The following is a 13066-nucleotide window of genomic DNA, read 5'->3' as shown; positions in this document are numbered from 1 at the left end:
AGCGTGTCTTACGAGTGCCTGGGGTAGTGACGCGGCGTCCAGTTGCGTCGCCGGGCCGGTTTTCGCCGATGCCGCCGTTGCCGCCAGTACCTGTGCCAGTGATCGTGTCTTCTCCGTCTCCGGTATCCAGTTCCTTAGTGTTAGTGATACCAGTTCCAGTACCGCCACTGCCGCGGTCTTTGCCGCCGTCGCTGCCCCTTCCTATGCCAGTGATCGTGTCTTTTCCTGAGCCTGTATTAATACTGCTACTGTTAGCGATGCCTGTCCCAGTACCACCATAGCCGCCCACGTAACCCCCACCACCTGTGCCGCCTTTCCCTGTGCCAGTGATCGCGTCGTTTCCATCTCCTGTATTAATACTGCCACTGTTAGTAATGCCGATTGCATTACCAGCATTGCCGCCGTTGTAACCCGAACCACCTCTGCCGCCGCTGCCTGTGCCAGTGATCGTGTCGTTTCCATCTCCTGCATTAATACCGCCACTGTTAGCGATGCCTGTCCCAAAAGCACCATTGCCGCTGTCAATGCGGCCGTCACTGCCACTGCCGCCGTTGCCTGTGCCAGCGATCGCGTCGTTTCCGTCTCCTGCATCAATACTGCCACTGTTAGCGATGCCTGTCCCAGAAGCACCGTTGCTGCTCGGTTCAGGGCCGTCATCGCCAGTAGCGATGCCAGTGATCGTGTCTATTCCTGAAAGCGTACGAATGTAACCTCCAGTTAAAATATCAATACCAATTGCCGGTGATGCATTTAACTGTTCTCCGATTAAAGTATCCGCACCCCCGGTGCCGATGAAATTGGGTGGAACGTTTAGTCTAGGCATGAGTAAAATCCTCTTAATTAGGTTAGTACGGTAGCGAAAGCTGATTCAAATCACCAGTTTCTCAAACAAATTCCCAGAATCCTATCTCCAACGGCTATTGAATCATTGAATAGCTCTTGGAGAAGTCAGTTAAACCAATGTTGTTCCAACAAAATAATCAGAATTTCAGGGCATTAAACCCATCCAACACTAAATGCGTAGGTCTAGCCCGCACTTCTCTACGAAACGCTACGCATAGCTTGCTTTCACGTTCGCGCTGGCGTCTCCGAAGGAGAAGTGGTACGACATACGGCGTTGCTGAATCATCGAATGATTTCGCCCAATTTGGAACGAATTATCAATGATTTCAAGCGCCGATTCATCCTGCATTTATGCAATGCCCGACATACTTCGACTGCGCTCAGTACAAGAAGCTCAGTAACCACCGCAGACATCGCAGAAATATGATATTTTTCTGCGTTCAACTAGTACAGGTCGGCGTCAGTTTGCTTACCTTTAGCAAGGGGATTTTGCCCCAAGGCTTGTTATATTGTTATATTGAGGTAATAATATCTGGATTTACACCGTGCTGTACTTGTAGATCATCTAACAGGCTGATAGGCATTTCCATAATCTGGAAATGATCTATGCACCTTACAAGGAAAGAAAATTTGATTACTTACTCTAAGTATAATTACCACTAGTTCAGTACTTAATACAATCTATCTTTAGATATAGAAAATATATATCTTTAGACTTAGCCGAAAATTTACAACTCAGTGTGTGGAAGGCTTTTGACAGCGGACTATAATGTGTCTTCGATTAACCTAGTAATAAGGGTTTGACATAGTTGATGAGAGTTTAGTGCGGGATGGGCTAGTACCGCAAGGCGGAAGTCACGCATTCAAAAGTCAAAATGCTTTAATTTTAGGCTTTCTGGCTGTTTTAAAAGGTAGGTTTATTTTTGCCAATCTGTACTAGGTTGATTCAGATCCCTGACTTATTCAAGAAGTTGAGGATCTCGCAGCCCTTTAAATAAGTTTTGTTTAAGTATTGGTAGCGATCGCACAGAGCGCACTACCCTAAAGAGCGATCGCATAAGCTTTTGTCAAAAAGTTGTAATGTTAAGGCTTAATGTCGTAACGTTAAGCCTTAATCTTATGATGCTGGTGATTAATGTTGTAATGTTAAGCCTTAATGTCGTAACCTTAAGGCTTAACGTTATAGCGTTAAGCCTTAATCTCCTAACGTTAAGGCTTAATGTTGTAATGTTGGTGACGACAAGACATTCACTTATAACTGCGATCGTTGATTCAAGAACTAATAAATTCTCTCTAGGTAATTTTCTAGGAGATATCGATTCTGGTAAATAGAATGTAGGTTGGGTTGAGGGACGAAACCCAACACCTCAAAGTCTTGTAATTATTGGGTTTCACTCCGTTCAAACGCCACTTCACTCAAGTCGGGAAACCCGCCCAAATGAGTGGCTCCCTGGTTACCGTTGCAGCAGTACATGGAATACCGATTGACGGTGCGTAGGCGTAGCCCGTCGTAGACATCGCCACAATTGTCATATTATATATTCTAAAAATTGGGATAAATGTTTTCTGCAAATACAGTAAGCCACATAGCGAGGGAGAGCAAAGTAAAAATAATAACTCCTAACTCCTGTACAGACGCAATTAATCGCGTCTCTCCCAACTCCCCTCATGTCCCTGGTAAATTTCGCAACCGCTGATCTAAATGAGTCCGGTCTGCCAAAGCCTTCAATAGCGGGCCATGTGAAGTAAATTCTACAATACTGACCGAAGCAACAGGGCATCCCAAACGAAAACGGAAGCGTCCGACATCAATCCCCAGTAAACTACACAGAATAATTCTGATAGTTGCCTTGTGGGAAACCACTAACACATTCCCACTGCTGTAAAGACTCTTGATTTCTTCAATTACCTGTATGGCGCCAGAGGCAATTGTAACTGCCATTTCTCCACCATTTGGCGCATACCAAGCTGGATCGGCTGACCAGCGAATATAATCATCGTGATATTCACGGCTAATTACTTCTGGCGTTTTTCCTTCCCACAAGCCATAATTAATTTCCTTCAAACCATCTCTAAGTTGTGGTTCCATCCCTATTGCTTCACATAAGGGTTTTGCTGTCAATACAGTTCGGCGCATTGGACTACAAAATATTGCTGTCCAATCCATAGAACTATATGCGTCCGCAAAAGCCTTTGCCATCTCCAAGCCTTCTGGGGTAAGTTGTGAGTCTATGGAACCGCAAAAAGAATTATTACGGCTGCATTCTGTCTGTCCATGACGGAGGAAATAAATAGTTAGGCTCACGGTATATTCTCATGGATTGTGAATTTAAGAGCGCTAACAATCAGATGTAGCTGAAGATAGTTAATGCCTGTGGTATATTACTACATTTTTTTGAGATTGAGCAAAGTTGCCGCAGCTACGTCTGTTGTGTTTCCTTTTCGCGCTGGACGTTTTCTAACCATAATTTAAAATTCCGATTTATCAAGCTCTCATCAAGTCTTCATTGCAAATACAGCAATTAGCTATATTTAACTTGATTAGTCTGAATGTCATATTCAGTAGTCAAAATCAATTTCTTATCAGACGCATAAATCAAAACCTTTAAGTCCTGATTGGGGAAGTTCTTATGAAAACCTTGAGCTAGGGATTTTGCTAATGGTCGCACTTCGTTAGGACGAACTTTAGGGCAAACAACAACACCCAGTTTATTGTTATCACGAACATAAGCGTCCTGAACTAATCCTTGAGATGTTTGCACAACCCACTTACCAAAGGTTTGTCCTCCTGGGGTATTGCCTCCCTCTAACTCTGCATAAGTTACATCTTGGCCAATTGCTGAGGGGTAGTTGGGCGGTCAATTTGTGAAACCGTACCACTACCACAGGCGGTAATTATCATCAATACTCCAATTAAGACGAAAGTCGCCAAATATTGGCGACTTTACTGAAGAAGAATCATTTTTTTACCTCACTAAAAAAGCTTTAAACAGTAGATAGAATAAGTTGTATATTTAAACTAATTGCTTGCTTTTATTATCTAGTTGGAATTTATAGAGATTATCCCTCTATATTGATAAATTCATTTTTTAATGTAGAGACGTAATTTATTACGTCTCTACAAAAGTTATACCAATCAAGCGAGCCTTTATCTTTCAACGCTTGCTAAGAGTAGAAGAAAGATATATGCCATTAAATCTTGAAAAATTCATACTTTTTTGCAAAAAGGGAATCCATCCCATTGATATCCCTACAGTTTCTGCAAAAAAATTCTGAACTGTTAGCCAATATTTTTCTTAACGCCGTCTTTTACGTCTTCAATCCCGTGACGCACTTCGCTTTCAGCTTGTTTTGCCTTACCTTTAGCTTGATCTTCTGGATCTCCAGTAACATTTCCTAATGCTTCTTGGGCTTTACCTTCAACATTTTTAGCAGCTGCTTTTGCGCGATCTTCGATGCTCATTTTGTACTCCTGATTTAATTAAAAAATTCTTTCAAAGCTATAAACTAACTTTGAAATCTTTTTGTTATTACTTTTATACAATAGCTTAAGGTTTTTGCTAAAGCCTTCCACCACAAGGCATATTCAAGAACTCGTAATTCAGAAAGTTAGTTGTAGTAAGCGTTCTGGCTGCTGATTTCATACAAAATAAAGCAAGAACAGTTTAGTTACCTATGCTAAAAGACATAGAAAAAGTGCAAATATTCTAATTCCTCCTTTTGACTGTTTAACTAAAAAAACCCAGTTCCGTACAGAAGCTGGGTTAATAAAGTTATGAGGATATTTTTTGTCTAATCTAGAAAACCCATCAGGCTTTCAGAATTGTCAACCTCATTTGATGCTATCGGACGGTTACCAAATGTTGAATAGCTTTCAGAAATTATCAATGAACTTGAGCCAATTGGACGAATCCCAGAGAGATTGATACTTTCAACGACTTCAAATGTATTAGCGCCAATTGGACGAATACCCATTGCGTTAAAAGTTTCAACTACTTCTAACGCACTGCTGGTAACGGGACGTACCCCAGCAATTGAAAGTGTTTCAGCAACTTCTAAGTCGCTAGCGCCTATGGGACGAACTCCAGCAAGGGCAAGTGTCCCAGAAGCTCCCACTGGCAGTTCAGTACCTTCCTCGACTTTATCTGCATTCAAGCTCTGGTCTTGTTGATTTTCAACTTCCTCTGTAGTTTCCCTTGAAGACTTAGCATACTTTTGCCGAGAACTGGTTGATTTGCCAGTGCTGCTAATAGTCATAAACGAACACCTCTGATTTGTTAATTGAATTTTACAATAATTAAGGAAAGATGAAATTTTTTCCCATATATCTTAGAGTTTAACCTTAAAAAACCTCATATAGATATAAGTTTTTTTCAAACTCAGGACTTACGCACAGGTAACGGAAAATCGAACCGCAGAGTCCACAGAGGGTACGGAGAAATAAGAGTTTCAGAGAGTTCTTGCGTAAGTCCTAAAACTGATACATAAGTAAAATTAAACTATTACATTTTGTAAAAAAATATTACCATTTATTTGGTCTAATAAGCCAGCTACAATGGATACAGGGCGAAATCCTCACCATGAGATCGGGTATTTCCAGCAAAACTGTATGACAGAATTTTGTCTTCAAGCTCCCTTTAGTCCCACAGGCGATCAACCACAAGCGATCGCCCAACTGACCGCTAGTATCCAATCTGGTAATCGTTACCAAACTTTACTAGGAGCGACTGGAACTGGCAAGACATTTTCGATAGCAGCAGTGATTGAGAAAATTGGCAAGCCTACCTTAGTTTTGGCGCATAACAAAACTCTTGCGGCACAACTTTGTAACGAGTTGCGAGATTTCTTTCCCAACAACGCAGTCGAGTATTTCGTTAGCTACTACGATTACTATCAGCCAGAAGCGTATATTCCCGTTACCGATACTTATATTGAAAAAACAGCGGCGATTAATGATGAAATAGATATGTTGCGGCATTCAGCGACGCGATCGCTTTTTGAACGCCGTGATGTCATCGTCGTTGCTTCCATCAGTTGCATCTATGGTTTGGGAATGCCCGCAGAATATCTGAAAGCTGCCATCCCCCTTCAGATAGGTATGGAAGTAAATCAACGCCAAATTTTACGAGATTTGGCAAATGTTCAATATAGCCGCAACGACATAGAAATGGGTCGGGGAAAATTTCGCGTCCGAGGCGATGTCTTAGAAATTGGCCCAGCATACGAAGACCGAATTATTCGTGTCGAATTTTTTGGTGATGAAATTGACGCGATTCGCTATATTGATCCGGTAACAGGTGAAATTCTCAAGAGTTTAGAAGCAGTGAATGTCTACCCTGCACGTCACTTTGTCACCCCAGAAGAACGGTTAGAAGTAGCTTGTCATGACATTGCAGCCGAATTAAAACAGCAAAAAGCAGACTTAGAACAAGCTGGTAAATTATTAGAAGCGCAACGTATAGATCAACGTACACGCTATGACCTAGAAATGCTGCGCGAAGTAGGTTATTGCAACGGCGTCGAAAACTATTCCCGTCACTTAGCAGGAAGACAAGCTGGAGAAGCACCAGAATGTTTAATTGATTATTTTCCCAAAGATTGGCTACTAGTTATCGATGAATCTCACGTTACTGTGCCACAAATTCGCGGCATGTATAACGGTGACCAAGCTAGAAAAAAAGTTTTAATTGAACATGGATTTCGTCTTCCTAGTGCTGCTGATAACCGTCCTTTGAAAGCTGAGGAATTTTGGCAAAAGGTGAATCAGTGTATTTTTGTTTCAGCAACTCCCGGAAATTGGGAATTAGAAGTTTCTGAAGATCATGTAGTTGAGCAAGTAATTCGACCAACTGGGGTAGTTGATCCACAAATTTCTGTGCGTCCTACAGAAGGACAAATTGATGATTTGTTGGGAGAAATTAAAGATAGAGCCGATCGCCATGAACGAGTGTTAATTACCACATTAACCAAGCGGATGGCGGAAGATTTAACCGAGTATTTGCAAGACCACAGTATTCGGGTACGGTATTTACATTCTGAGATTACTTCTATTGAGCGCATTGAAATTTTGCAGAACTTGCGCGAAGGTACATTTGATGTATTAGTTGGCGTAAACTTGCTGCGGGAAGGTTTGGATTTACCCGAAGTTTCCTTAGTAGCAATTATGGATGCAGATAAAGAAGGTTTTTTGCGAACCGAGCGTTCCTTAATTCAAACTATTGGTAGAGCCGCGCGTCACGTCCAGGGACAAGCGATTTTATATGCTGATAACCTGACAGGTAGTATGATTAAAGCCATTGATGAAACAGACAGGCGGCGTGGTATTCAAACAGCACATAATCGACTGCATGGGATTACACCACAACCAATTGTTAAAAAATCAAGTAATGCGATTTTGGCTTTTTTAGATGTATCTCGGCGGTTAAATGCAACTGAGTTGAAAGTTGTAGATGAACATATAGATGAACTGCCATTAGAACAAATTCCGGGGTTGATTACTCTGTTAGAAACGCAGATGAAAGAGGCGGCAAAGAAACTAGAATTTGAAGAAGCCGCAAAATTGCGCGATCGCATTAAACACCTGCGGGATAAAATGCTGGGACATTAACGTGAATCTTATGCTTACCAATATTCGCCTAATTCGTGTTCAAGAATATCACCAAATGGCGGAGATGGGAATTTTTCATCCTGAGGAACGCTTAGAATTAATAGCGGGACAAATCGTCAGAATGTCAGCAAAAGGAACTGCTCACGAATCAGCAATTACGCGCACAGAAAGATTATTACGTCAACGTTTAGGCGACAAAGTTTTATTAAGAATCCAGTCACCAGTGCAACTTGACGATTACTCGGAACCAGAACCAGATATTTCAGTAGTCAAGCTCAATCTATTAGATTATGATGATCACCATCCTGATGCTTCCGAAGTGTTTTTACTGATTGAAATAGCTGATTCCAGTCTCAAATATGATCGAGAAGTAAAAGCAATCGCTTATGCTAAGTCAGGTATTATTGAGTACTGCATTTTAGATGTCATTGGACGCAAGTTGTATATGTATCGTCTCCCCAGTCCAGACGGGTATCATAGTGAGAGCATACTTGCAGAGGATGTGACAATTTCACCTTTAGCCTTCCCTGATTGTGCGATTGCTATTCGGGAATTATTGCGAAAAGTTTAAATAATTCGTAATTTATAATAATGCCCTAGTTGGGAAGTACTTGAGGCTATTAACTAGCCATTCTTTATATTGCTCTTGCATAGTTAACTTATAATCTATTGTTGTCCAAGTATAATTGCTTGACAATATAAGCTGAGTTGCTATGTTATGGAATATAACATTTACCTACAAAATCTATTTGTTTAAGTCCCGCTATCTGTTTGGTGGAGCCGCAAAGCCTTTGAAAACCTCTGACCACGAACGTTAGGTGATTTAGGCTATTTGTTGAGGCGCGACCAGAAAGTTTTCTTTTCGAGGCGATCGCTTTGCTACACATCTGAAAAGTACATACCACTTTTAAGCAGCATAATCACTTACAATAGGGATTCTGACACAGTGTGCGATCGCATTAAACACCTGCGAGATTAAATGCTGGAACATTAGTGCTTAGTTAGGGTAGCAATAAAGAGAATGCCGTTTTTTCGCTATCCTAGATCAAGTGAATCATTAAGAGATCGTGCCAATGGTTGCTTTACCCGATCGCATTTTGAGGAGTGCAGAAGAATATCTGGTTTGGGAACCCACCCAAGAGGAACGCTACGAGTATTGGGATGGCCAAGTCGTGATGATCAGTGGTGCTACACGCAACCATAATCGGATTTCTGCAAATTTCTTTAAGCTCTTAGATGATGCCCTAACCGATCGCTCCTGTGAAGTATACATTGTAGATGTGAAGGTGCAGGTAGAACCGGGGCAAAAGTATTTTTATCCAGATGTAGTAGTGACTTGCGACGAGCGCGATATCGATCCACAATTGGTGCAATTTCCCTGCTTAATTATCGAAGTGCTATCACCTTCAACAGAAGCAGCCGATAGAGGGAAAAAGTTTGCTAAATATCGCCAATCTGCAACCTTGTAAGAATATGTTTTAGTACAAGTAACTCAACCGTGTGTGGAAGTTTTTCGGCGCAACGAACAGGGAAAATGGGTGTTGTCAGAATATAATTTGGGCGATATATTGCGACTGGAATCGGTGGGTGTGGAAATAGCGATCGCTGATTTATACCGACAAGTGCAGTTTGAAACCGAAGCCACCGAAAATTGAATAGATGATCGATGAGAATGCGTAGACGCGCAACCGCTTGTCGTTAGCGATCGCCCACTTGTAATAGATAGTCATTACCAGTCAGCGATCGCAAGTCCCGCAACTCTAGAAAATTATTTGATATTGTGAGTAACAAGAGTCGCTTGAAGTGCGTAGGCATCGCTACTATCCGATCTAGCTGCACTTCCCAAAATCCAAACTTTAAAGTTGCAAAATGTAAAGAGAATCATCCGATCGCCATTCTGAACGAGCCAAAGCATAATACACTACATCTAAGTTATAAAATTGAGCATTTTTCTGGTATTTCAAGCCGCATTTCTCCATCACACGACGCGAAGCTATATGTTCTGGTGCAGTGATGGCGACGATATGATCTAGCTTGACTTCCTCAAAGCCATACCTCAAACTTACCTTTGCGGCTTCGGTGGCAATTCCTTGATTCCAATAAGCTTCGTCTAACCGATAGAGAACTTCGACTTCAGGGCTATTTGGTAAAAAATTCAGCCCACAATGACCAATTAATTTGGCGGTGGCTTTTTCCACTACAGCCCAGACACCAAAACCGTGCTGTTGCCAGTGTGTAATAAAAAATTTTAATATTTCCTGTGTTACTTCTTTGACCTGATGTTTTGGTATCGGCCCTCTGGGTGAATACCTCATAACTGCTGGGTTGCTCAAAATAGGAGCAAGTTCATCCAGGTCTTGAGGAGTATATGGTCTTAGTAGCAGTCTTGCAGTTTCTATCTCAGGCATGATATCAGAACAGGAGGCCAAACACTACTTTAAACAAGCGTATTTTTTTTTTGCAAACATTAATATAATGCTCTTACTATGAGCATCTACCAATCTCTCAAAAAATCTTATACGCAACATCGTCGCAGTGAAAATGACTGGCGGTTGTTTTTGCGTTTAGTGCCTTATGCCCGTCGTAGTGGAGGACTGTTAACGCTGTCGATGTGCCTACTCATACCGATCGCGCTAGCTAATGCCATACAACCACTGTTGATTGGCCAAACTATCTCCCTAATTCGCAATGAACCAAGCACTTACGAATTTCTCAGGAATCGCCCCTTGTCGCAAGGGCTAAATATCCTGGAGGGATTACTGGTAATTGCGATCGCAATCCGATTGATTTTGACAGGCTACCAGGGTTATCTAGTCCAGAAGTTAGGGCAACAAATCACCGCAGCAATTCGCCAAGACTTATTCCAGCATGTGACATCTTTAGCAGTACGCTTTTTTGACCGCACGCCCGTAGGTAAATTAATTACCAGAATTACCAGCGATGTGGAAGTGTTAGGCGATGTCTTTTCTACTGGGGCAATTGGCATTGTGTCCAATTTGTTTTCCATGCTGGTGATTTTGGGTTTAATGTTTTCCATCCAATGGCAACTCACTTGCTTGCTGCTATTGATGTTGTTACCAGTAACCTGGTTAATTGTTTACATTCAGCAACAGTACCGTAAAGCCAATTACAAAGGACGGGAAGAACTTTCTACCATAAACTCACAGCTACAAGAAAATGTCCTCGGCATTAACGTGGTGCAGTTGTTTCGCAGGGAAAAATTCAATGCCGAATTGTTTCGCGCTACGAACGCCCGCTACACTCAGCAAGTGGAGCAAACCATCTTTTATGATTCATTTATTTCAGCAACCTTAGAATGGATTGGTCTGATTGCGATCGCAGCTGTTTTGTTGATGGGTGGTTCGTTACTGTTGGGAAAAAGCTTGACTTTTGGAACTTTATCTGCATTTGTATTGTATGCCCAGCGATTATTTGACCCTTTAAGGGATTTTGCGGAAAAATTTACGGTAATTCAAGCTGGTTTCACTGCCATTGAACGCGTAGGCGATATATTAGATGAACCGATAGAAATCCGCGATCGCGCCAATGTGCGCTTCTCAATATTTGATGCTAAATTCGGCTACATAGATGAGATAGTTGCAAATCTAGAATCCCCAGACCTAACTTCTCTGCCTGATCTGGGAGAAATTCGCTTTGATCACGTCTGGTTTGCTTACAAAAATGATGATTACGTAATTAAAGATTTAGATTTCACCATTCATCCTGGTGAAAAAGTGGCATTAGTCGGCCCCACAGGTGCGGGTAAAACATCAATCATCCGTCTTTTGTGCCGCCTCTACGAACCCACCCAAGGACGCATTCTCATCGATGGTATCGATATTCGGGAAGTACCACAGGCAGAACTGCGGCGCTACATGGCAGTAATTCTCCAAGAAGGCTTTTTGTTTGCTGGCGATGTTAAAAGCAACATTTCTTTAGGAGATGGCTATAGCGTTGAACAGATTCAACAAGCAGCAGAGCAAACCAATATTGCCCAGTTTATAGAAGAACTACCCCAAGGGTATGATACTCAACTTCGAGAACGGGGTACAAATATTTCTAGTGGTCAAAAGCAACTTTTAGCCTTTGCGCGGGCTGCCATTCGCAATCCCCAAATTTTAGTACTAGATGAAGCCACTGCTAGTTTAGATGTTGGCACAGAAGCTTTAGTTCAAGAGGCATTAAACGAGCTTTTGCTCAGACGTACCGCAATTATTATCGCTCACCGCCTGTCTACGATTCGCAATGTAAACCGGATTTTTGTTCTGAAGCGTGGCGAATTAATCGAGCAGGGAAGTCATGATCAACTACTGCAACAGGGAGGACTTTACGCTACTTTACATAACTTGCAGATGTTGGGAACTTAGATTGGGAAAGGTCGTATCATCGGGGTTAGTATTTGTTTGCGTTAGCGCGATCGCAATCTGCACTCAATCAACCAGAAGCAGCACTGCAAACTTTAAAAACTGCCAAAGCAGAAACCAAAGCACAATACGATCCAGAGCTTTAGATTCAGATTTTGGCAGAGTTACGAGCAAACTACTTTAAAAAAGGTGAATATCGAACTGCATTTCATCTTAAACAAGAACAGCGATCGCTATCTCTATGACGATATCTACAACCAAAAGTGAAAGAGCAATTTTAGAAATCAGGGCGATCGCATTTCTAATGGTAAGACTGCGATCGCATTCAGAAAAGTAAGTGTTCGATATACAACACTACTGGCACTTTCAGCAAACCTGTAGACGTGCTGAAATCATCTATCTCCAGTGTGCGATCGCTAGTTGGCAACTATCCATTTAGCAACCATGCTCCGACGTTCTTGCTTAATTTATTTTACCCAGATCATTGTAAGTTTTGATCTTTCAATTAACTAGACAAGCCAAAGGGCAAAATCCCCTTGTTAAAGGTAGGCAAACTGACGCCACAATATACTAGATACACATCTGACCTACCACTTTTGGCGCATCCACCCGCAGACTCATCTGCTCACAACGCACAGTTAACCAAGGCTGACCTAAACCTATTCCAGAAAAAGGACTTTCGCTGGGGATTTCTAACTTAGAACTAATCAAACCCAATACAGACTCAAATGCAGCAGGGAATATCAGCAAATCAGCACCCTTGGCGCTGAAAGCAGAGGCACTTAACCATTGTCGCCATGCCAAGTTCTGCCGATTATAGTTAAGACTACACAGCTTCCGGTTTTCCTGATGCACAGTAACACGCTCTCCTTGTTCCCAGGTAAACTCAGCTAGTTCCTTCGGTAGTCCCCAAATTTCTCGACCACCAGCCACTGAATCAGCATTATCTACATAAATGTGAGAAATCCAAGCGCCGATTTTGCTCTGGTAATTAACCAAAGCGGGGGCAATAATTAACTCACTGTACTCCAGTACCGAGCCTGACCGGTAATTAGATAAATACACGCTAGCGAGAGTTTTACCAGGCCATACAGAAAGAATTTTTAGCTCTAAAGGAATCAAGGGGCGCACTCGGTCAATATTTACCAAATGCAGAGTTTGGATAGCGTAGCCTTGAAGTGTCCAAGGTGCTTGTGGATATGGCATAGAACGATTTTAGATTTTAAATTTTGGATTTTGGATTGAGAAAGTA

Annotated in this window: 9 protein-coding genes and 2 pseudogenes; 4 read left to right on the top strand and 7 right to left on the bottom strand. The window is 41.9% G+C overall.

Annotated elements, in window-relative coordinates; all coding sequences use genetic code 11:
- Positions 1–2509: 2509 nt before the first annotated feature.
- From Q0541_RS08805 to Q0541_RS08790, 4 genes and pseudogenes are all read right to left on the bottom strand, one after another.
- A complete protein-coding gene (locus tag Q0541_RS08805; protein WP_298908375.1) occupies positions 2510–3148 on the bottom strand; it encodes a histidine phosphatase family protein in 639 nt (212 codons plus the stop codon).
- Between the two features lie 217 nt (positions 3149–3365).
- Positions 3366–3745: pseudogene (locus Q0541_RS08800) on the bottom strand (hypothetical protein).
- A gap of 378 nt (positions 3746–4123) precedes the next feature.
- On the bottom strand, positions 4124–4306 hold the full coding sequence (locus Q0541_RS08795; RefSeq protein ID WP_298908372.1) for a CsbD family protein: 183 nt from the start codon (positions 4304–4306) through the stop codon (positions 4124–4126).
- Positions 4307–4635: 329 nt separating this feature from the next.
- Positions 4636–5100 carry a hypothetical protein gene (locus Q0541_RS08790; RefSeq protein WP_298908369.1) on the bottom strand — a complete coding sequence of 155 codons (465 nt, stop codon included), beginning with the start codon at positions 5098–5100 and terminating at the stop codon, positions 4636–4638.
- A gap of 352 nt (positions 5101–5452) precedes the next feature.
- Here Q0541_RS08790 and uvrB point away from each other — a divergent pair, with 352 nt between their 5' ends.
- The 3 genes and pseudogenes from uvrB (at position 5453) to Q0541_RS08775 (ending at position 9105) form a co-directional block, all read left to right on the top strand.
- Positions 5453–7450 carry an excinuclease ABC subunit UvrB gene (uvrB, locus tag Q0541_RS08785; protein ID WP_298908366.1) on the top strand — a complete coding sequence of 666 codons (1998 nt, stop codon included), beginning with the start codon at positions 5453–5455 and terminating at the stop codon, positions 7448–7450.
- Between the two features lie 10 nt (positions 7451–7460).
- Positions 7461–8021: a Uma2 family endonuclease gene (locus Q0541_RS08780; RefSeq protein WP_298908363.1), complete on the top strand. Its 561-nt coding sequence runs from the start codon at positions 7461–7463 to the stop codon at positions 8019–8021.
- A 502-nt stretch (positions 8022–8523) separates the two neighbouring features.
- Positions 8524–9105 (top strand): annotated as a pseudogene (locus Q0541_RS08775) (Uma2 family endonuclease).
- Between the two features lie 43 nt (positions 9106–9148).
- On the opposite strand, the gene Q0541_RS08770 reads toward Q0541_RS08775, so the two are convergent.
- On the bottom strand, positions 9149–9289 hold the full coding sequence (locus tag Q0541_RS08770) for a hypothetical protein (RefSeq protein WP_298908360.1): 141 nt from the start codon (positions 9287–9289) through the stop codon (positions 9149–9151).
- Positions 9290–9306: 17 nt separating this feature from the next.
- A complete protein-coding gene (locus Q0541_RS08765; RefSeq protein ID WP_298908357.1) occupies positions 9307–9858 on the bottom strand; it encodes a GNAT family N-acetyltransferase in 552 nt (183 codons plus the stop codon).
- 78 nt (positions 9859–9936) lie between these two features.
- On the opposite strand from Q0541_RS08765, the gene Q0541_RS08760 reads away from it, so the two are divergent.
- Positions 9937–11817, top strand: coding sequence for an ABC transporter ATP-binding protein (locus tag Q0541_RS08760; RefSeq protein ID WP_298908354.1), 1881 nt, complete (start codon positions 9937–9939; stop codon positions 11815–11817).
- A gap of 567 nt (positions 11818–12384) precedes the next feature.
- Here Q0541_RS08760 and Q0541_RS08755 read toward each other — a convergent pair.
- Positions 12385–13020, bottom strand: coding sequence for an acetoacetate decarboxylase family protein (locus Q0541_RS08755; protein WP_298908351.1), 636 nt, complete (start codon positions 13018–13020; stop codon positions 12385–12387).
- Positions 13021–13066: the final 46 nt, after the last annotated feature.

Origin of the sequence: uncultured Nostoc sp. (assembly GCF_937863485.1) — a bacterium.
Lineage (GTDB): Bacteria > Cyanobacteriota > Cyanobacteriia > Cyanobacteriales > Nostocaceae > Nostoc.
This window is presented reverse-complemented; position numbering and strand designations above follow the sequence as displayed.